Consider the following 21750-nt stretch of genomic DNA (forward strand, 5'->3'; position numbering starts at 1 on the left):
TAGTTTATTTTAAAGAAAATCTTTTTATTCTTAATATCAATTCATTGGGACTGAATGGTTTCACAATAAAATCGGCAGCTCCGAGGTCAAAAGCATTCAGTACTACTTCTTCCTGCCCCATACTGGAAAGCATGATCACCGGTACCTGCTTGCCCATGGTTTTAATGGCTGAAAGTATTTCAATTCCTGAGGCAAACGGCATCATAATATCTGTGATGGCCAGATCTACATCTCTGGTTTTAAGGGTTTCAATAGCGTCTTTCCCGTTTCGGGTCAGGATCACTTCATGCCCTTCTTTTAATAATTTGTGTTCAATCGTTTTTAGAATCAGTTCGTCGTCTTCGGCGATTAGAATCAGCATAATTTTAGTTTTTTATTGTATTAGATTTTTAATTAATTGTAATCCTGTTGTTATTTCGCGGATAATTTCTTCTTCCATGGACATAAAATCCATGTCCGGTTCTGCTTTTTTCTCCCAGCCGGCAGTACGTTCTGCAAGTTTTACCAATCCTGCTGTTCCTGCCGTTCCTTTGAGTTTGTGAAGTGGCACTGTCTTTTTCAGCGGTGCTTTTTTTGATATTTTCTTCAGCCTGAGTAAGTTGCTCTATGACAAGATTTAAGAAGATTTTTCTGAAATCTTCATCATCGTCACCTATTTGTTCGTTCAGGAGATTTATATCAAGGTAATTTTCCTGATGGGAAGAATCTTTAGCAGGGCTATTGTCTACAGCAGGGTTATTATTTTCGTTAATGATATACTTTTTAAGCATTTCCAGCAGATCTGCCTGTCTTAAAGGTTTAGGTAGAAAATCATTCATGCCGGAATTCAGACACTTTTCTTTCTCTCCCAGCACATTACCTGCCGTTACCCCAATAATCGGAACATTAGAATATTCCGGGAGTAATCGGATTTGTTTGGTAGCTTCAATACCATCCATTACCGGCATCTGAACGTCCATTAAAATGATAGTGAAAGCCTTTTCTTTACACTGCAAAAGCGCCTGAAGTCCATCTGTGGCTTCTGTAAGTTGTGCATCAGGAATCAGTGATCTCATCATTTTGTGGTTAAGAACCATATTGACAGGGTTGTCATCTACCAATAAAACCTGTGGTGCCTGCATCAGTATGGAGGCTTCTGTTTCCGGTTGTGCAATGCTGATTACCTCCTTTTCAGTATTTTTTACAGCTCGTCTCAATGTTTTATAAAGTTCTTCAGACTTGATAGGCTTCAGCAGGAAGAATGAATTGTTTTCCTGACGGAAAGAATTGATCACATCATGTTCCTCGGAAGACGTGTGGAGAATAATCAGAGGAGAAGATTCATTTTGTTTGCTGAACAGTTCCTTGATTTTTTCTATGGTTTCCAGACCGGAAATGATAGGCATATGGTAATCCATCAGAATGACATCAAAACGCTCTCCTGCAAGCAGTATCTGAAGAGCCTCCATTCCATTGGCTGCAAGCTTTGAATCTATATTTTTATAAGCAAGCATGTGTTGAATGATAATTCTGTTCGCTTCATTATCATCTACAATAAGTACTTTGCTTATTTTCAGATCTTCGTCTTCATGACGATCAGATAGTTCATAAGGAACCTCTAAGTCAAAATAGAAAACAGATCCTTTTTGAACTTCGCTCACCAATGACAGGCTGCTTCCCATATATTTCAGAATATTATTGGAAATGGTCAATCCGAGACCCGTTCCTCCATACGTCTTACTGATAGAGCTGTTTTCCTGCGTAAAGGCATTGAAAATATGGTGTTGCTTTTCTTTAGGAATACCAATTCCGGTATCTCTTACAGAAAATCTAAGTTTGATATTCTTGTTATCAATATTGAGCTTTTCTACTTTAAGTTCTATTTCTCCCTGTTGTGTAAATTTCACGGCATTTCCAAGAAGGTTGACTAAAATTTGTTTCAACCTTGATTCATCCAGCCAGATGGTTTCAGGAAGTCCCTGTTCTATATTGAGGAGTAATTCTATATTTTTTTTCTGAGACTGGTAAAGAATTACATTAATCACCTGACTTACCATGTCATAAATATTGGATTTTTCAATGATAAGATCCATTTTTCCGGATTCTACCTTGGAAAAATCAAGAATATCGTTGATGATATTCAATAAATTCTCTCCTGATTCATTGATATAATTGAGGTATTGAGTCTGTATATCATTCAACGGAGTTTTTAAAAGAAGATCGGAAAAGCCAATAACACCGTTCAGCGGAGTCCTGATTTCATGGCTCATGTTGGCTAAGAATTCAGACTTTGCTTTGCTGGCAATATCTGCCATTTTCTTGGCATTTTTCAGTTCTCTATTGATTCTTACGGAAGGGGTGATATTTTGTGCAGAGACAATAATTCCCCCGATAACATTATTGGAAAGGTACCATGGTGTCACTTCTACACTGTAATGCTGAATGATTCCTTTACCCGGAACTTCTATGGCCATATCTTCATTTTTATAGGCCTTTCCTGCCAGTGCATCCTGATATATTTTTAATCTCTCATCTGGTACGTTGGGTGAGATTTTAAACATATTTTCACCAATAAGTCTGATGTCATTCATCTGAAACTCATCTTTCCAGCTTCTGCTTACAGAAACATAATTGAGATCTTTGTCAAACATGGCTACTGTAGAAGGTACATATTTTACAAAAGACTGCAGCATAGCCTCTTTTTTGGCCAGTTCCAGGTAGATATTTTTGAAGGTATCAATATTCTGAATGATTCCGTAGACTCTGGTGCATATTCCATCTTCAAATTCCGGGATACCTTTTACCCTTACCCAGATCATCATGCCGTCATTTTGTACAAGCTGTAATTCTTCATCGTAGGGAATTCCTTCTTTTATAGCTTTTTCGAATAAGAATTCCAGTTTTTCCCGGCTTTTTTCACTGTAGAAACCCAGTGCATTGTCAAAATCAGGCTGGAAATTTTTATCTATTTTATGGATTTCCCGGGTAGATTGTGACCAAACTACAGTATTGTTTTTCAGGTTCACTTCCCATCCTCCCACCTGGGCAACAGCACTGGTTTGTTCCAACATCTTTTTGGTATGAACAAGATCTTTTTCCAAAGTTATTCTTTCAGTAACATTCAGTGCGGTACTCACCACGTAAGGTTTTCCTTCCTTATTGATTTCCACAAGATTATGGTACATCCAGATCATGTCTTCACCTCCTTTAGTTCTCAGGATCATGGTTCCGAAATCTTCCTGATTTTTGTTGATTCTTTCGAGGTATTGTTCAAGAAGAGGCCAGTTTTTTTGGGGAACAAGGTCTTTTAAATTCAACCCTTCTACCTCTTCGACAGAATATTGAAGGGTTTCTCTTCCTTTTTCGTTGACAGCAATGATATTTCCTTCCATATCATGCATACTCATTAAGCCTATAGCGTTTTCAAAGAAGCTTCTGAAGCGGCGCTCAGAGCTTTCCAGTTTAAGCTTTTCTTCAATACGTTGGGTGATATTAATTCCAAAACAGAAAATCTCTGAATGATTTTGATTGAGCTTTAAATACCATTCAATAATGATCGTTTGGGTATCATCTATTTTTGTTGAAGTAGTAAATGTTACTTCTTCATCCGTATTGGGAAGATTTTTGGAAAGTAATTGGAGTTGAGAATTATGATTCCCTATCAGGTCCAGGAAATTCTGGCCGAGAATCTGACCTTTATTCATTTGAAAGGTGTTTTCAAAAGCCGGATTAATCTCTTTCAATGAGAAATCTTTATCCAGAACACAGATCAGGTTATTGGAAATGGTAAAAGTTTGTTGAAAATACTCAGCCTGGATATTTTTCCTTTTGCCCGTCAGAATTTTTGTGATTGCGTCTCCTATCTTTTTCAGAGCAGATATCTGGTCTTCTGTGATGGTTTTAGGTTTATAGTCGATAACGCAGATGGTTCCCAATACAAAACCTTCATCATCAATCAAAGGAACTCCTGCATAAAACCGGATTCCGCCTGCCAGAATAAGTGGATTTTCTGATGATCTTTCATCCAATAATGTATCATTGATGATCAGAATTTCTCCACTTGCAATGGAATATTGGCATACCGTATTTTTTCTGTCTACAAAATCAAGAGCCATTCCCACGCAACTCTGAATGGTCTGGGTTTCGCTTTCCATCATGGCAATAAGCGCTGCAGGGCAGTCTGTCACCAGACATGCGGTTTCTGCAAAAATGTCTAACTGGGGATCTTTTTCAAGGTTTAAAAGATCAAAATACTCCAGTTTCTTCATTCTCCCTTCTTCATTCGCAGGAATTGGATACTTCTTCATATACTATATCAACAATTAGAGACTTTTCTTTTTTCGATTATTAAAAAATGATAATCAAGGCATTAAAGTTTATATTTTAAATATTTTTAAGTACTTTAAATTATTATTTTAATAAGTAAACCAAATTACGAAATTATTTCGTATTCCGTTACAGGAAATTTGATAATAAAGCTATATGTATGTTTATTTAAAATTAACCAGGAAAAGTTTTAAATAAAAAAAGAAGTAATACCTATTATGAAGATAAAAATACCTTGTCTGATAATAAGATGCTTAGTGAATGAAATCTTTTGTATAATACATCTTAAATATGAATATTTTTAAAGGCTATGATTAATTATTAAAAAAAGTCCATTCCCGGAAAATTCGGAAATGGACTCACCACTTATCATCATCCAAATCACAACTAAACTATGAACAGGGAAGCGATAGCCTGTGCGTCGCTGCCACTTAAAATTTCGTCATAGGCTGCAGATCCGGCTGCAGCACCAAATAAAGTTGCTGTGTTGTAGCCAGCTTGATTGGTATTGTCTTCTCCGGCATAGACCGGATTGGTAGCTGAAGGCATACTTCCTCCGTTAGCAAGCTCAATCCAACCTTTGTTGGCTCTCATTCTTCTTACTTGTGAAGCATGTCTTGCTTCAACGGAATGAATCTGTAATGCTGCCTGAAGCACCACTTTGTTGGACATCACATTTCCTGCCTGTCCTTTATAAGCCCTTACTCCGGTATCTTCAAAGGCCTGAGCAAGGATAAGAAATTGATTATAATCTGTAAAAGGCATAAAGTTTCCGCCGGCTGTAAAATCAAAGGTTGGTTTATTGCCTGGGGTTGTTCCTAAAGAAGTCAGAGTACTTTTCAGGAAGCTTACATGGGCGGATTCATGTTTTGAAATCTGCATGAAAACAGTTCTGTCTCCATTAGGAATTAATCCTGGTGTTGACAATCCTATACTGTAGTACTCATTTTCCAGATATTCCAGTACCAATGCCAGTTGTAAAGCATCTGTGAGTGTACTTTTTAAAGCCATACCTGTTAATCCCGTTTTTGGAGTTTCTGCTTTGGCAGATGTAGCCATCATCGCTCCCAATCCAAGAGGTACAGCTGCTGTAGCTGCTTTTTTTCCGAATAAAGAAATATTCGTAATGGTTTCCAGTCTTGAAGCTTCTGTAGTGAAAAATTTATCATTAGAAAGCTTGTCCAGTAATCTAAGAATATTCATAATGTGAGTTTTTAAGGTGAATGATTAGTTGATTCCTCTTTCTTTCCAGGTAAAAGGTGTTTTGATAAATGCTCCGGCAGCCATTACAATATCTTTTGGCTCTTTGGCGAGATCAAGCCCATTGGCATCTATTACATCGTCTCCCGAAAAATCTGCAGATCCGGGATTGATTAAATTTCTAATAGCAGAGGCATGTCTGGCTTCCACAGAAACTATTTTACCGGCAATCACAAGATAGGCAGGATTGGAAATGTATTTTCCTGCTCCATTGTAAGCTGCAACACCGGTATCTTCTAACGCTTTTGCTGTAGCCAATACTGAATTTCGATCATTAAAATTCACATTCGGATACTGGAATTCAAGTTTAGGAAGCACGTGATCGGTAGCACCACTAATTGCAACTTTGAAGAAATCACGGTGAATCACCTCGTGATGATAGAGATCTGTAAAAACCTCTTTTTCAATACTGGAAATTCCCGTATAAAAATTGTTGACCACTTTGGTGTAAAAATCGGCTTCAAGCTGTTCTAAAGCATAGGCATAATTGAGTACGCCTACATCTCCTGTTCCAAGATCATACTTGGATTCTTCTATAATCTGGAAGTCATCATCGCCATTACATCCGATGATGGTAAGGCCTGCGATGGCTAATCCTACTCCACCTAATTTTAAAAAGTTTCTTCTGCTGGTATCAAGGGTAGCACCTTGATTAGAAACCTGAATTGGTTTTTTCATACTATTAATTTTTTTAGTGTTAGATATAAAAGAAAGAAAAACAGCATACTGAATATGCTGTTTGAAATCTTAGAATTTATTATGGCATCAATACCGTATCTATTACATGAATCACTCCGTTAGATTGGTTCACATCAGCAATCGTTACTTTGGCACTGTTTCCTTTTGCGTCTTTTATGTAAAGATCTTTACCTTTTGTCCAGAATGTAAGGTTTTCACCCTGTACAGTTTTCATCATACTTTTTCCGTTCCCTGCTTTTACGGCTGCCCATATTTCTTTAGCACTGTATTTTCCCGAAAGAACATGATAAGTTAAGATAGAAGTAAGCATTGCTTTATTTTCAGGTTTTACAAGATTTTCTACTGTTCCTTTCGGAAGTTTTGCAAAGGCAGCATCTGTGGGCGCCAATACGGTAAAAGGTCCTGCTCCCTGTAATGTTTCTACCAGACCAGCAGCTTTTACGGCAGCGACAAGGGTTTTATGATCTTTGGAGTTGACCGCATTTTCAATAATATTCTTGGAAGGATACATAGGAGCTCCTCCTACCATTACTGTTTTTTCTTTCATCGTTTGTGCAGTTACCTTCCCGCTGAAAGCAAATGATAAAGCTACCATTGCTAAAACTGTGATTTTTGAATGTGTGTTCATTACGTTGATTTTTAGTTAATTATATTGAATGTGTTTTTAAAATCATTTACGAGGCTGGTTTTGTTTTAGATTGAAAAAAAACAAAATAAATTATAACTATCTGATTTGTAGTGAATTATTTTTTTATGAAAAATAAAATCAACTCATGAAATACAATTTTAAAATTGAATATTTTTCAATAATTTTCAGAAAAACATGTACGAAATAAAAGATGTATTGGTTTTTGTTGACTATGTCTTTTATTTTATTACATTTGAACAGAAAAATAAACGCTATTAAAACAACCTATTCTGAAGAGGAACTTATCGTTTTATTAAAAGAAAAAAACGAAAACGGTTTTCATTATCTGTATGACCACTATTCCGGTGCGTTGTACGGAATTATTCTTCGAATCGTTCAGTCTAAAGAATATACCGAAGAAATTATTCAGGATGTTTTTGTTAAAATATGGAACTCTATCCACCAATATGATGCTTCTAAAGGGAGATTTTATACCTGGATGATTAATATTGCCCGGAATACAGCTATTGATTATTTAAAATCTAAAGCTTTCCAGAATGAACTTAAAAACCAATCACTTCCGGATTTCGTATATAATACTGAAGAGCTTTCAACTACCAATAATTCCTCCGATTATATCGGATTTAATAATGTGCTTGAAGGTTTGGAAGCAGACAAGCAGGAACTTATAAATCTTGCTTATTATCAGGGATATACCCAACATGAAATATCCGAAAAACTGAAGATACCGCTGGGAACGGTTAAAACGAAAATGCGGAATGCACTGATGAAATTAAAAGATTTGCTAAAAGATTATCAATAAATTGAATACTAAAGAATACATATCATCCGGAATTATAGAATCTTATATTCTTGGCCATGCTTCTCCTGAGGAAGCGGGGATTTTGGAGTGTGTGATGAAAAATAATGCTGAAGTAAAAGCAGCTTTTGAAGAAGCACAGAAAACTTTGGAACATCTTGCTACAGCTCAGGCTGTAACACCTCCAAGTGATTTGAAATCTAAGATTTGGAATAAAATTCAGCAGGAACAGATTGTTGAAGAAATAGCTCCTGTTCCTTCTACTGATATTTCCGAAGTAAAGAGACAGACAGAACATCATACAGACAGGAAAGATATTCAGAGAAATACACCTTGGAAGACCTATGCAGTAGCAGCTTCGGTATTGTTTCTGATAAGTGTTGGCGGAAATGTATTCTGGATGAATACCCAATCTGTCAATCAGGAGAAAATGGCATTAATGATAGCAGATAAGAAGAATCAGGATCAGGCTATGGAGAAAATGAATCTTAAGATTGATATGTTTTCCAATCCTGATATGCAGATGGTGATGCTGAAGGGTGTAGAAAAGCATACAGAAGCCAAAGCAATGGTTTTCTGGGACAAAAAAACAAAAGAAGTCTATCTGAATGCAGAAAAACTTCCTAAAGCCCCTGAAGGAATGCAATATCAGCTTTGGGCTATAGAAGATGGAAAACCTGTAAATGCAGGAATGTACACCAAAGATAAAGACAGCAGGATTGCTCTGGCCAGTATACCAGAAGCTCAGGCTTTTGCTATTACGCTTGAAAAAGAAGGCGGAAGCAGCGTTCCTACTATGGAAAATATGTTTGTAATGGGTGAAATTTAAGTTTCACCCATTTCATTTTGTTTAATTGGTTTTTCTGTAATTATAGATGGCGAGACCATTAAGTACCACTGCAAAACCTATCAGATAGTAGAATTCGGTTTGTACTTCATAAAATCTACTTCCTTTCAATACAATGAGTCTTACTACTTTAATAAAATGAGTTACGGGAGTAAGGTTAGACATTTTCCGAGCCCAGTCCGGCATACTTTCGGTATTCGTAAAAAAACCACTCATCAGCATAAATACCATCATAAAGAAATAGGCAATAAACATGGCTTGCAGCTGGGTATCTGCAAAGGTGGATATGAGCAGTCCCAACCCGAGTAAAGCAATAAGATAAATGGCGGCAAAAACATACAGGGTGAAAAGACTACCTTCCGGAAAAATGCCGTAAATGACATACATTACGACGAGTCCTATGGTAAAAACGATCATTCCTACAATCCAGAAAGGAATCAGCTTACCTAAGATAAACTGCCATTTTTTTATAGGAGTTACGTTAATTTGTTCAATCGTTCCTATTTCCTTCTCTTTTACGATATTTAAGGCAGTGATAAAACCTCCGATCAAAGTAAGAAGCAGTACTAATATACCCGGAACCATATAGTATTTATATTCTGCTCTTGGGTTATACCAGTTGGTCTCTTTAATAACAATTTTCGCAGGAGAGTTGTCTGATTTTCGGGCTGATAATTTAACATTCACATCCAGACTATTGTTGAAATCGTTGATCACAGATAGTAAATAACTTCCTCCCAATGCTGATTTTGTTCCATTAATTGCATCTACAGAGAGATTCACCTTCTGGCTTCCTTCCCGTACAAGATTTCGTTCAAAACCGGGAGGAATTTCCAAAACAAGGTCAGCATTTCCTTCTTCAATCATTTTTAATCCATTTTTATAGGAATCAGGATTTCCTGCCAGTTTAAAGTAACCGGAAGACATGATTTTGTGAAGTAATTTTTGAGAATAGCTGCTGTGGTCATGATCTACATAGGCAATATTGACGTTTTTCACTTCAAAATTAGCGGCCAGAGGCATGATGATCAGCTGTACTATAGGCATTACAAACATCATCGCAAGGATTGTTTTATCCCTGAATATCTGCCGAAATTCTTTTCTCAAAATGAATAGCATTATTCTCATGACAGGCGGATTTTAAATTTCTTCAGGGCAAGTGCCAGCAATCCTACCGACATGATCAGTAAAACCAACGTTTCTTTCCATACATATCTGAAATCAAGACCTTTCAGCATCACTGCTTTTACAATATCATAATAATATCTTGAAGGAAGGATTCTGGATATCACCTGAAAAACGACAGGCATATTTTCTACGGGAAACATAAATCCCGTTAATAATAAGGTAGGAAGCATCATTCCCATCATGGAGATCAACATAGCCGTCTGCTGGGAGTTAGTAACATTAGATATCAATAAACCTAATGAAAGACATGTGATAATGAATAAGATACTTTCTGCAAAGAGTAAAACAAGACTTCCGCGGATCTCTACATCTAATAAATAAACAGACAGAAGGAGAATAATGATAAAGTTAACAAGAGACAGGACAAGATAAGGAATTGCTTTTGCTACTAATACCATAACGGGTTTGAAAGGAGATACGAGTAATATTTCCATAGTTCCCATTTCTTTTTCGCGAACAACGGCTACGGATGTCAAAGCAGTACTTACAATCATAAAGATAAGGGCAATAACGCCAGGGATAAAATTAAGGGATCCGTTCTGCTCTTCATTATAAAGCTGTCTCATTTCGGTGATAATTTTATAGGAAGGTTTTATATCGGGATTGAGCTGCTGCTGGTAGTCTGCAATCATTGCATTGAGATAATTGGTAAGAATAGTGGCTGTGTTCGGATCTGAAGCATCGGCAATAATCCGTATCTGCGCTCCGTCTGAGGTATAAAGATCTGATCCGAAATTCGCAGGAAATATTACAGCGCATTTTATCTTCCCTTCCCTGAATTTCTTCTCAATATCCGGATAATTTAGAGAAGATTCCTGCATCTGGAAATAGGAACTTGATTTTATCTTTGAAATGATCTGCCCAGACTGAACATCATGGGCATTATCCAAAACTGTAATCCCGATATTTTTAACCTCACTGCTCAAAGCATACCCAAAAAGGATAATTTGAACAACAGGCATACCGAAAAGAATCAGCAGCGTTCTCCGGTCTCTGAATACATGATAGAATTCTTTTTTGATAAATACGAATAACTGTTTCATTTTTACTCTTTTTTGAACAATTTCCTATCTGTTGAGATTTTTATTTTTAATCGCCTGATCTTTTGGCTCCTCTTGCCAGTTCATAAAATACATCATCCATAGAATGGGTATTGAACTTCTTTTTAAGATTGGAAGGTGTATCCATGGCTTCTACCCTTCCATCTACCATCACAGAGATCCGGTTGCAGTATTCTGCTTCATCCATATAGTGTGTGGTTACAAAAACGGTAATTCCATCTGCAGCGGCCTGATAGATCATATCCCAGAACTGTCTTCGGGTAATAGGATCTACACCTCCGGTCGGCTCATCAAGAAATACAATTTTAGGTTTATGAAAAACAGCCACCGAGAATGCCAGTTTTTGTTTCCAGCCTAATGGCAGGGCTCCTACCAGTTTTTTTGCTTCGTTTTCTAAACCTAATGTAGTCATAAGTTCTGCACTTCTTGTCTTTATATCCTTGCGGGAAACACCATATACACCGCCATAAAACTCAATATTCTCCAGAATGGTAAGGTTATCATAGAGCGAGAATTTCTGGCTCATATAGCCAATATTTTTTTTGATCTGTTCCTGTTGTTTATAGACATTGAATCCTGCTACTGATGCTGTTCCTGAAGTAGGATAAGATAATCCGCACAGAATCCGCATTGCGGTAGTTTTTCCGGCTCCGTTAGCTCCCAGGAAACCGAATATCTCGCCTTGATCCACATCAAAAGAAATAGCATCCACAGCTTTAAAGTCTCCAAACTGTTTGGTGAGGTCTCTACAGATTATCGCTTTATTCTCCATGATTTACTTCTTTTTGTTCCCACATCAGCCGGATAAAACTGTCTTCAATGGTTGGTGTTATTTTCATCACTTCCAGACTTTCCGGATGATATCTTTCGGCTATCTCTATTACAGATTGCATATCTCCATCTTCGTTTAATGTAAGGTGCAGATATTCTCCAAAAGCATAGCAGCTTTCAATATCTTTGTCAGTACGGAGAGCTTCCAGCAATGGATAAATATTTTTACTTTTAGCAGCAAAAAGTGGTTTGGGAAAATTGTTTACAATGTTTTCAGGTTGATCTACAGACATTATTTTTCCATTCTGTATCAGTGCAATCCGGTCACAAAGTTTTGCTTCATCCATATAAGGGGTGGATACCAGAATGGTGATATTCTGCTCTTTCAGTTTAGCCAGCATATCCCAGAATTCCTTTCTGGAAACAACATCTACTCCGGTGGTAGGTTCATCAAGAAATAAGACTTCCGGTTTATGGATCAGAGCACAGCACAATGCGAGTTTTTGTTTCATTCCCCCGGAGAGTTTGCCTGCCCGCCGGTTACCGAATGGTTTGATTTGTTCATAAATATCTTTAATCAGATCATAATTTTCTTCAATTGTAGTTTCAAAAATGGCGGCAAAGAAATTCAGATTTTCATTAACGGTAAGATCCTGATAAAGAGAAAATTTTCCGGGCATATACCCTACTTTATTTCTGATGGACTGATATTCCTTTACCACATCATGGCCTTCCACTTCTGCCGTTCCGCTGTCTGCCAGTAAAAGAGTGGTCAGGATCCGGAATAGAGAGGTTTTTCCGGCTCCATCAGGACCGATAAGGCCAAAAAGCTCTCCTTTCTTTACATCAAAAGAAATGTCATCTACTGCTTTTACGCCATTGTAGGTTTTGATTATGTTTTTTACGGTAATGGAAAACATTTTCTGATGATCGTATTTAATTTTTAAAATAGTGTTTCTCCGTACATTCCTATCTTCAGGTAGCCATCATTTTTCACCCGTATTTTGATCGCATAGACAAGATTGGCTCTTTCGTCTTTGGTTTGGATGGTTTTTGGAGAAAATTCCGATTTGTCTGAAATCCATGTAATGATTCCAGGATATTCTTTAAATCCTTTTTCTCCCTGATCGATTCTTACTTTTACTTTCTGGCCAAGTTTTACCTGTGGCAATTGCGTTCCGGTAATATAGGCTCTGAGATCCAGAGTACTGATATCTGCTATTTTATACAGAGGTTTTCCAATTGTCTGCATTTCACCTTTCAGCGCATAGTTAACCAATACTATCCCATTGATGGGATTGATAATTGTTCCTTTATTAATCTGTTCCTGAAATTGTGCTGCTGTTTTTTCCAGGGGAGCTTTTTCACTTAAAATGCTTCTGTTTTGAGTGCTGTTGTTGGAATTATTGACGGAAAGCTGCTGTCGGGTAACGGAAATCTGCTTTTTGAGCTGTACAATGGCTGCATCAATATCGTCTAATTGCTTTCGGGTTGCAGCATCTGCTTTTACCAGATTGGCGGTACGGGTACGTTCATGAATCTGATGATCCAGCTGTGCTTCCTGTACTGCAAGTTGTTTTTTCACCAACAAATCCTGTTCATTGGTATTGCTTGTTTTTTGCTGTAAGGCTTGAATGCTGGCTTCTGCCTGTGCTTTTTGAAGTTGGACTATGGTAACGTCAATACGGCCCACCTGAGCTCCTGCTTTAAGCGTGGCTCCTTCCTGTATGGAATAGGAAATTAATTCTCCGTTTTGCTGGGCAGAAACAATAACTTCATCTGCTTCAAAGTTTCCTGAAGCATCAAAATCGTCTTTGGATTTACATGCACTTAACAGGACTAAAGCACTGAGTATGATGATCATTTTTTTCATAGGATTCAAGGATTATTAATTTCCGGAAATAAATTTCTGATTGTATCTGGCCTGTAACAACTGAATCTGATGAAGAATCATTGTCTGATTAGCCAGGTGTTCTGTATTGAGCTTCTGAATATATTCATGGGTAGTAATCACACCATTTGCCAGCTGGGCTTCTGCTGATCTGGTGACGGATTGTCTAAGGCCGATTACGGTTTTATCCTGCTCCAACAGGTTATTGTATTTTTTAATGTTTTCTTCCTGCTGCGCCATGTCCATTTTGGTATTGAGTAAAAATGTTTCTTTGTCTGTATCGGTTGTTTTTCTGTTCAGCTCCAGAATTTGTTTTTTATTGGAAGAAGTATATAAACTTTCCAGAGACCAGCTGAATCTTACTCCTGTAATAAACCATGGTCCGAATTTATTTTCAATAATATTAAGAGTTGGTCTTCCATATGCTCCCTGAAAAAAAGCACTAACCTTAGGCATAAGATCAGATTTGAGCTGTTCTTCCTGTAATGTGTAAACTGATTTTTGAAGATCAAAACCTTTCAGTTCAGGTCTGTTGATTTCCGGAGACAGAAGTTCAGGTTCCGGGGATTCCAATACCGAAAAATCGGAAAGTTCTTTTCCAATAAAGATTCCAAGCATTTTCAGATAAGCGTTGCGACTGGATATATATTCTGTACTGGCCATCTCTGTATTCACTACTTCTGCCTTCAGTTCATCTACATTACTGCGGTAGGCTGTTCCATATTGCAGCGCTGCTTCTGCTTTCTGTACCTGTGTCTGCAGGTTTGCTTTTTTGATTTCATTTTGTTTGAGCTGAGCATTGGTTAAAAGAACAGAGAAAAATAAGGCATTGATTCTCTGTTTTAATGTATATAAGGAAACTTCTATATTCTGGGTCTGCAGTTCAGTATTGGCTTTTGTAAGTTCCTTCTGGTTGTGTATTATACCACCATCATATAATAACTGATCTACCTCACCCTGAATTTTATATTGATCTTTACTCAATGATGGAAGTGATGCATTGATAGGAAGAGCACCTAAAGCGTCAGAAAAGCTGATGGTTTGGGATTGATAAGTTGCCTGACCGGTAAATGAAATTTTGGGCAGGTAACCTTTATTCGCATTCTCTATCGTGTAATCTGCGGTTTTTGCTATAATTCCCAGCTTTTTGATTGCAGGATAATTTTCTTTTGCAAGGTGGTAACATTCTTCAAGCGTTAATGGTACAGACTGAGCATTCAGTGAGGTAACAGCTGTCACACTTAGAAAAAGGGTAAGAAGAGGTATATGAAATTTTCTACACATAAGAATTGATTATTTAAAGTTAAAATCAATTTTGCATTTATTATTCATTGGATTTAATCATTTGATTAAATTCAGGGCAAAAAAATTATCCTATAGACATAGTGGCTTTTATCCACATAGGAATGAGCTTCTTACGTTCCAGCATCAGCTTTTCAAATTCTTTGTCATTCAATTTACTGCTTCCCAGTAACATGGGTTTGGCAATAAAAGGAAATACCGTAAGCCCGAGGATATTGATCAGAAAATGTAGAGGATTGGGCTCTTTAATGCTTCCGTTCTTTACGGCTTCCTGATGTTGTTTTAAAAATTCGGAGGTTTCTATTACCTCTTTCAGAGGAATTTTTTGTAAAAGCAGATTAGGATTATTGCGAAGTTCACTGATGATGAATGTCGGAATTTCCGGTTCTTTAATGATGAGATCAATATACTTTCCAACAACTTCTACTACTTTTTCATCAATGCTTGTCTTTTTATTGTTCAGTACAATCATTAAATTCTGAAAAAATCCAGCCATTGTTTCTATCATAATCATCTCAAAAAGCTTTGCTTTGCTTCTGAAATAATAGTTGAGTAAGGCCAGATTGATTCCCGCTTCTTCTGCGATATCCCGCGTTCTTGTGGCAGCAAATCCTTTTTTATAAAACACAGTACGGGCTGCTTCTTTGATTTTTTCTTCCGTACTGCTATCTATTTTTTTCATTCCTACTATTTTCTTTTACAAAGATATAAACAAAATTTATTATTTAATCAAATATTTTAATCATTTGATTAAATTTTGCATAACGATATTTAAATTATTAATAAATAACATGTTGCATGTTTGAGTATATAGCGTTTCATATGTTTTGAGAACAGAATTTTTGAAAAATTTACTGTTTCATAACCCTATAAAAAAATCATAGAAGCAGAAGATTATTCTCTGTTTCTATGATTGATAAATATGATTTTGACGTATGATTTAATTTGTAACTACTCCGATTCTTGCTTTCAAAGGAATGTTGTAGGTATTCAGGCAAGGTGTCTGTCCATGGAAGTCAAAATCGATATTGACTTCAGGTCTGAAAATCAAACAATGGGTAGATCCACCAAAATGAAAAGTACCTATAGGATCTCCTTTTTTAACGTGATCCCCTTCTTTTACCGTAATTTCACAGCTGGATACTTCAGCCATTCCAACAGCAACAAAGCACATCAATCCTATTTTATCATTATCCGACTGAATGAAAATCAAGGCACGTGCAGCCAGTTCAGTGATATATCCCTGAGAATCATTTGGGCCGGAAGGGTCATATCCTTCAATAGGAGCTTCGGCGTAATAGGTTCCCGGAACATTCTCAATGGCTACAATAGTGCCATCTACCGGACTGTTCCATCGATGATAGGTTTTAGCACAAAGAAATGCTTGATAAACAGTACTGTTATCACCAAATTTCTGAGCCAGTTCATGATGGTTCATAATATCCAGCAAAGAATAAGGTTGTCCTTTCATCCAGAATTTATCTTTCATCTGAGCATTGGTAACGCAATTATAAGGAGCCGATTCGCAGGCATTAACAATTACTGACGGATCTTTGTCTTCTTCACTTACTTCTCTCACTCCCGGATTGAATTGACGGGTAAAAAAATCGTCCCAGCTTTTGAATCCAAAATAAGGTTCATGAGGTTGGCATTGATAATTGTAAATGAAATTCTGCAAAGGATCTTCAGGATTATTCCCTTTTCCTCTTAATGGATCCATGGCGGCAATTGCTTCCAGGGCTTGTGGAGAAAACCAGCCTAAAGGATTGGTATAATCAGGTTGTGGCTGGTTTACAGGACCATTCACCAAAACATATTGTGATGCCGGAGATTCCAGAAAAGTTTTCCATTCTCCTAAAATAACGCTTAGTTTTTGGTTCACTTCGGGATGAAGAAACGTTAAATATCCTGCCTGTGTTCCCATTGCCCAGTCTACAATTGCATTAATGGGAAATCCTACAAGTCCTATATTATCTTCTATAACACTGTAGCAGGGCGCTTCCTGTAAAACCTGATTGATAATAAGGAGCATGGTTTCGAAGTTTTTTACAGGCCCATTATATCCTTGAGGGATCTCATCATACATGCTGGTAAAGCTCATATATAAAACAGGATCATTGTAAATAGCGTCTCTGAGATCAGCAACAGCAGGATTCATTGGGAGTCTGCTGTTTTGGGCCTGCTTTACTTTTTTTTCCAGCCAGGTATTGAGGAACTTTCTGTCGGAGGGCAGCCATTTCCCTACTCTGTATTTTACATGGTTCATAATAAGGTTTTTAAGGTTACTTTTTTTAATCGATGATACTATAAAGTTACTTCAATTGACAGAATGCTACAATAGTATTTCTACTTAATGTGAAATAAGTAAAAATACTTACCGGGTAATTTTGGTGGAAGTTTGCTTTTTATGCACAAAAAACAAGGCGGACACAATCAATCCGCCTCGTATCTCCCAAATAATTAAATATGAAAAAATATGAATGTCTATACTAAACAGGCCTTCAGCATCAGATCATGAAGGTCTGTATTTTTAATAAACGGCTGTAAAAGCTCGTTTCCAGGGCCATAAGCGGCTACTTCCACATAATCTCCGGAATGATCCATGCTGATCCATCCTACAGAATTCCTGCTTTTCTGAATTTCTGAATATAATTTAAAAGGCAGTTTCTTATAATTATAAAGTCCTTCTTCTTTTTCAAGTCCGTTATAAAAGCTTAGCAGATGTTTGGCTTCATCATCGTTCAGTGTAATTTTATTGCCTTCATAAATCCAGTCTTTGATGTCTTTTACCGAATAATCTTTCTGTATCTTGTTCAGGATATATTCATTGGTATATCGATAATCTGAAATACTGTTAAATTGCTTGGTGGCTTCTGCTCCATAAATCGTTCCCGGATTCGCATTTCCATGATCTGTTGTGATGATAACTAAAGTATTTCCGTCTTTTTCAGCAAAATCTATTACAGCCTTTACAGCTTCATCAAATGCCAGCTGATCATGTATCAGAGCTGCTACGTCATTGGCATGGGCAGACCAGTCTACTTTTCCGGCTTCTACCTGAAGTACAAAACCTTCTGGATGGTCTTTCATCTGATGGATCGCAGTACTAGCCATTTCAGCAAGAGTCGGAGTATTTTTATGCTCAGTAAGATGCGTTCTGTCAATAGTATAGGGTAATGCTCCTGTACTGAAGATTCCTAATAGTTTTTCCCCTTTTTTGATTTCTTTCAGATCGCTTTGTGTTTTCAGAATCCGGTATCCTTTTTTGCTGTAAACAGAATAGAGGTCTTTTTTGTCATCTCTTTTGGCAGGGTTGAAAAATTCGTCTCCGCCTCCTAACAATACATCGAATTCCAGCTCTGCATACATTTCTGCAATTTGAGGTTCAGCATTTCTTTTGGAAGAATTTATACAGAATCCGGCAGGAGTTGCATGAGTAATGGTTACAGTAGTCACACAACCGGCTTTCTTTCCTGCTTTTTTATACTTTTGCCATATAGGAAGATGCTTTTCTCCATTAGCCCCCATGTTTAAAACTCCGTTTTTCACTCGGATTCCTCCTCCAAATGCTGAACTGGCAGCAGCAGAATCTGTAACAATAGAACTCGCTGAGGCGGTGTCCATCAAAGCACGGGTTACCTTTTTATCATGATACAGATTAAGCCAGTTACTTCCTTTTCCTAAAATATTCCGTGAATACAAGTCTGCCATTGAAAGTGTTCCCAGGCTCATCCCGTCACTTACCATGAAGATGATATTCTTCGCTTTCCCTTTTCCGTGTTGCTCAGTGTTCTTCCCGAAGCTCCAGAGATCGGATGGTGATAAGGTCAATAACCCTGAAAGCAATGCAGATCCTTTTAGAAATTTTCTTCTGTCCATATTTTTTTTGAAATAATGCTGTAAGTTATCGTATTTAAATTTTTATCGTAACATTGTTGCATTAATTAAAAGTTAATTTTAAATATTCTTCGGGAACGGATCTTCAAAACTGTGATTTTTATCAAACAACTCCTTTTCCCTGTCATTAATAAGACAATGCTGAAGGTCTGATAATATTTGTTCTTTATCCAGATTCTGACCGATAAACACTAATTCATTAATTCTGTCCCCCCAGTTTTTATCCCATCTGCTTTCTATGAACTTTTGGTTTTCTACAAATGAAGAATACTGAACCCTGTGATTCATAGGCATACTACTCCACCAAACGCCTGCTTTTTCAAGCCTGAAAGAACCTCCTGCCTGGGAAAAATTCAATGCATCATTAGGTCTTGAGGCTAACCAGAATAATCCTTTAGCTCTGATGGCCCCTTGCGGATAATGGTGATTCAGATATTCCCACAATCTTATAGGATGGAAGGGTTTTTTATCTCTGAAAACCATTGAACTTATTCCGTATTCTTCCGTTTCCGGAGTGTGATGTTCTGATTGTAATTCTTTTTGCCAGCCTGCGGATGACTGTGCTTTATCAAAATCAAAAAGCTGTGTATTTAAAATCTTTTGAGGATCAATTTTTCCAAACTCTGCATGTAAAAGTGTTGCATCGGGATTCAGTTTTCTGATCGCTGCTTTTAAAAAGCCTAATGTTTCTGCGTCTATAAGATCTGTTTTGTTTAAAATAATTACGTTGGCAAATTCAATCTGGTCGGTCAAAAGATTGACAATAGTTCTGTAATCGCCCTCCATATCGGTAAGATCACGATCCAGCAACATTTCATTAGAGCCAAAATCATTCATGAAATTGAAACAATCGACCACCGTTACCATTGTATCAACATAGCTGAAACGGGAAAGGTCTATTCCACTTTCCTCATCAATATAAGTAAAGGTTTGGGCAACAGGAATAGGTTCACTGATTCCCGTACTTTCGATAAGGAGATAATCAAAACGGTTTTCATTTGCCAAACGTTCTACTTCTACCATAAGATCTTCACGAAGTGTACAGCAGATGCATCCGTTACTCATTTCTACCAGTTTTTCTTCAGTTCTTGAAAGGGTATTTTGATTTTCAACAAGGCGTGCATCAATATTAATTTCGCTCATATCATTCACTATGACTGCTACTTTTAATCCTTGTTTATTGTGAAGAATATGATTCAATAGTGTCGTTTTTCCAGCTCCCAGAAAGCCGCTGAGTACCGTTACAGGAAGTTTTTTAACCATGCTCTTAATGTTTATGATTTTTAAAATTGATAATATGACCGGTAATTAATCCGACAGCTCCTGCATAAATCAGAGGAATATGGACTTCAAACAGGAAATCTGCCAGTATAGAAATGAAGATAAGGGCAAGAGATATCCAGAAAAGGAATTTTAACCATCGGTTTTCCATTTTCTTTGTTATTCTGAATACGACAACAGCTCCAATGCAAAGAAAAGCCAGGTCAATATAGGGATTGTGTGATATTCCCAGGGGAACAATCAGTAATAACGGAAAGACAATACAATGAATCAGGCATAAAACAGCAGCGGAGATTCCTACAGCATCAAGAATTTTTGATTTCATAATAGTATGGATTAATTTTCTTATCGTAACTTTGTTGCAAAAGTAGAGATAAAAAATTAAATAACGCAACATTGTTGCATTAAAATATGAAACAGGTCAGAAATACGCACGCCAAAACGGAAATTTTAAACCTTATCAATGGTTCAGATATAGCCCTTACCCACTCTGATATTCAGAAGAAACTGGGAGATCTGTGCAATAGAGTAACCATTTACAGGGTGCTGGAAAGGCTTGAAAATGAGGGCGCTATACACAAGATCGTCAATATTGATGGTGTAGTGAATTTTGCAAAGTGTAGTGGAAAATGTACACATGAACAGCATTTTCACAATCATGTTCATTTCAATTGTAAAGAATGTCATTCTGTGACGTGTATTGAAAACGCTATTCCGGAAATCAGTTTACCGGAACATTTTATCGCACAGGAATATAATTTTATTATCAGCGGGATATGCCCGAAATGTGCTGATGCTTAAAAAATAAAAAGGCAGAAAAGCGAATATGCTGATCTGCCTTTTGTTGTATTGAAATATAAATTCTGTTATAAAGAAGAAATATAGACTTCTATTTTGGTACCATCATAATTGAAGGTTCCGTCAGAATTCTTTTTACCCAATACCCATTTCATATCCACAGGTACTGTCCATGCTGATCCTAATGAAAATCCGTTGACAGATCTGATTTCATTTCCGTTTCCTGTGGTAATCGCTGAATGAAAAAATGTTTTATCAATAAGCCTGTAAAAACCAATGGCTTTTCCTGCAGGAATAGGTGTATATCCATCCCATTTTTCTCCAGCCGGATAATTGAATAACGTTAACCATTTCTGTCCTGCAGATTCTGCAAGCTGAGTAGGACTTATCCTGGCACCACGCATATACAATGCATAGGCCACCACATCATGACATACTCCACTGTTGTATTTCGAAATATTCTCTTCCCCTGAGAGAATGGAATGAGCAACGGGTGCCCTTTCAGATAGGGATAGCTGAGCCTTCCTGGCTCCTTCAGGTGTTATAAATGACATATTGTAATATTTTGTTTGGTATGGTAAAGATACGGCTTTAAAATTTAATCACTGTTGAAGGAAAATATGATGACGTTTTTTAAGGAAATGTTTTAAGTTTTGGCTGAAGCCTTTTGATATGATGATTAATAAATTAGGTGGGCTAAAGCCCACCTCTATTGATATAAAAACTATCTGAAAATTAATAATTATAAATATTCAATAGGAACGGGCTTTAGCCCGTTTTAATAAGATCACTAAATCCTATGGCTTCAGCCCAAATTTAAAAAATATAAGGTTTCGGCTAAAGCCTTTTGATATGATGATTAATAAATTAGGTGGGCTAAAGCCCACCTCTATTGATATAAAAACTATCTGAAAATTAATAATTATAAATATTCAATAGGAACGGGCTTTAGCCCGTTTTAATAAGATCACTAAATCCTATGGCTTCAGCCCAAATTTAAAA

20 protein-coding genes are annotated in these 21750 nt (G+C 37.0%); 3 read left to right on the top strand and 17 right to left on the bottom strand.

Annotated features, from left to right (window positions below; genetic code table 11):
• Nucleotides 1-4 precede the first annotated feature (4 nt).
• From NK356_RS02365 to NK356_RS02390, 5 genes are all read right to left on the bottom strand, one after another.
• Complete coding sequence (locus tag NK356_RS02365) at nucleotides 5-361, bottom strand: response regulator transcription factor (protein ID WP_034697917.1); 357 nt, start codon at nucleotides 359-361, stop codon at nucleotides 5-7.
• Nucleotides 362-389: 28 nt separating this feature from the next.
• Entirely contained in the window at nucleotides 390-4286 is a 3897-nt protein-coding gene (locus tag NK356_RS02375) for a response regulator (RefSeq protein WP_367399291.1), read from the bottom strand.
• Between the two features lie 406 nt (nucleotides 4287-4692).
• Entirely contained in the window at nucleotides 4693-5508 is an 816-nt protein-coding gene (locus tag NK356_RS02380) for a ferritin-like domain-containing protein (RefSeq protein WP_034697921.1), read from the bottom strand.
• Nucleotides 5509-5532: 24 nt separating this feature from the next.
• Nucleotides 5533-6243 carry a ferritin-like domain-containing protein gene (locus NK356_RS02385; RefSeq protein WP_253316173.1) on the bottom strand — a complete coding sequence of 237 codons (711 nt, stop codon included), beginning with the start codon at nucleotides 6241-6243 and terminating at the stop codon, nucleotides 5533-5535.
• 79 nt (nucleotides 6244-6322) lie between these two features.
• The gene (locus NK356_RS02390; protein WP_253316174.1) at nucleotides 6323-6892 is read right to left on the bottom strand and encodes a fasciclin domain-containing protein; all 570 of its coding nucleotides are present in this window, start codon (nucleotides 6890-6892) and stop codon (nucleotides 6323-6325) included.
• Between the two features lie 253 nt (nucleotides 6893-7145).
• On the opposite strand from NK356_RS02390, the gene NK356_RS02395 reads away from it, so the two are divergent.
• A complete protein-coding gene (locus NK356_RS02395; RefSeq protein WP_253316175.1) occupies nucleotides 7146-7715 on the top strand; it encodes an RNA polymerase sigma factor in 570 nt (189 codons plus the stop codon).
• Between the two features lies 1 nt (nucleotide 7716).
• Complete coding sequence (locus tag NK356_RS02400) at nucleotides 7717-8541, top strand: anti-sigma factor (protein ID WP_253316176.1); 825 nt, start codon at nucleotides 7717-7719, stop codon at nucleotides 8539-8541.
• A 21-nt stretch (nucleotides 8542-8562) separates the two neighbouring features.
• On the opposite strand, the gene NK356_RS02405 is transcribed toward NK356_RS02400, so the two are convergent.
• The 11 genes from NK356_RS02405 to NK356_RS02455 all read right to left on the bottom strand — a co-directional run bounded on the left by NK356_RS02405 (nucleotide 8563) and on the right by NK356_RS02455 (nucleotide 20275).
• On the bottom strand, nucleotides 8563-9687 hold the full coding sequence (locus NK356_RS02405) for an ABC transporter permease (RefSeq protein ID WP_034697929.1): 1125 nt from the start codon (nucleotides 9685-9687) through the stop codon (nucleotides 8563-8565).
• Nucleotides 9684-10790, bottom strand: a complete 1107-nt coding sequence (locus NK356_RS02410) for an ABC transporter permease (protein WP_253316177.1) — start codon at nucleotides 10788-10790, stop codon at nucleotides 9684-9686. Before NK356_RS02410 ends, NK356_RS02405 begins: the two co-directional genes overlap by 4 nt.
• Nucleotides 10791-10836: 46 nt before the next feature.
• Entirely contained in the window at nucleotides 10837-11580 is a 744-nt protein-coding gene (locus tag NK356_RS02415; RefSeq protein WP_253316178.1) for an ABC transporter ATP-binding protein, read from the bottom strand.
• Nucleotides 11570-12499, bottom strand: coding sequence for an ABC transporter ATP-binding protein (locus tag NK356_RS02420; protein ID WP_253316179.1), 930 nt, complete (start codon nucleotides 12497-12499; stop codon nucleotides 11570-11572). Before NK356_RS02420 ends, NK356_RS02415 begins: the two co-directional genes overlap by 11 nt.
• 23 nt (nucleotides 12500-12522) lie before the next feature.
• A complete protein-coding gene (locus tag NK356_RS02425) occupies nucleotides 12523-13452 on the bottom strand; it encodes an HlyD family secretion protein (protein WP_253316180.1) in 930 nt (309 codons plus the stop codon).
• A 15-nt stretch (nucleotides 13453-13467) separates the two neighbouring features.
• Nucleotides 13468-14754, bottom strand: coding sequence for a TolC family protein (locus NK356_RS02430; protein ID WP_253316181.1), 1287 nt, complete (start codon nucleotides 14752-14754; stop codon nucleotides 13468-13470).
• An 85-nt stretch (nucleotides 14755-14839) separates the two neighbouring features.
• Entirely contained in the window at nucleotides 14840-15454 is a 615-nt protein-coding gene (locus tag NK356_RS02435) for a TetR/AcrR family transcriptional regulator (protein WP_034697940.1), read from the bottom strand.
• A 258-nt stretch (nucleotides 15455-15712) separates the two neighbouring features.
• On the bottom strand, nucleotides 15713-17038 hold the full coding sequence (locus NK356_RS02440) for a phosphatidylserine decarboxylase family protein (RefSeq protein ID WP_253316182.1): 1326 nt from the start codon (nucleotides 17036-17038) through the stop codon (nucleotides 15713-15715).
• Nucleotides 17039-17256: 218 nt separating this feature from the next.
• Nucleotides 17257-18651, bottom strand: a complete 1395-nt coding sequence (locus NK356_RS02445; protein WP_253316183.1) for an alkaline phosphatase — start codon at nucleotides 18649-18651, stop codon at nucleotides 17257-17259.
• A gap of 78 nt (nucleotides 18652-18729) precedes the next feature.
• Complete coding sequence (locus tag NK356_RS02450) at nucleotides 18730-19932, bottom strand: GTP-binding protein (protein ID WP_034697945.1); 1203 nt, start codon at nucleotides 19930-19932, stop codon at nucleotides 18730-18732.
• Between the two features lie 4 nt (nucleotides 19933-19936).
• Nucleotides 19937-20275, bottom strand: a complete 339-nt coding sequence (locus NK356_RS02455) for a MerC domain-containing protein (RefSeq protein ID WP_034697948.1) — start codon at nucleotides 20273-20275, stop codon at nucleotides 19937-19939.
• 86 nt (nucleotides 20276-20361) lie between these two features.
• On the opposite strand from NK356_RS02455, the gene NK356_RS02460 reads away from it, so the two are divergent.
• Entirely contained in the window at nucleotides 20362-20751 is a 390-nt protein-coding gene (locus NK356_RS02460) for a Fur family transcriptional regulator (protein ID WP_034697950.1), read from the top strand.
• A 65-nt stretch (nucleotides 20752-20816) separates the two neighbouring features.
• Here NK356_RS02460 and NK356_RS02465 read toward each other — a convergent pair whose 3' ends face one another.
• Nucleotides 20817-21302, bottom strand: a complete 486-nt coding sequence (locus NK356_RS02465; RefSeq protein ID WP_034697952.1) for a hypothetical protein — start codon at nucleotides 21300-21302, stop codon at nucleotides 20817-20819.
• Between the last annotated feature and the right edge of the window lie 448 nt (nucleotides 21303-21750).

Source organism: Chryseobacterium sp. S0630 (assembly GCF_024158915.1).
Lineage (GTDB): Bacteria > Bacteroidota > Bacteroidia > Flavobacteriales > Weeksellaceae > Chryseobacterium.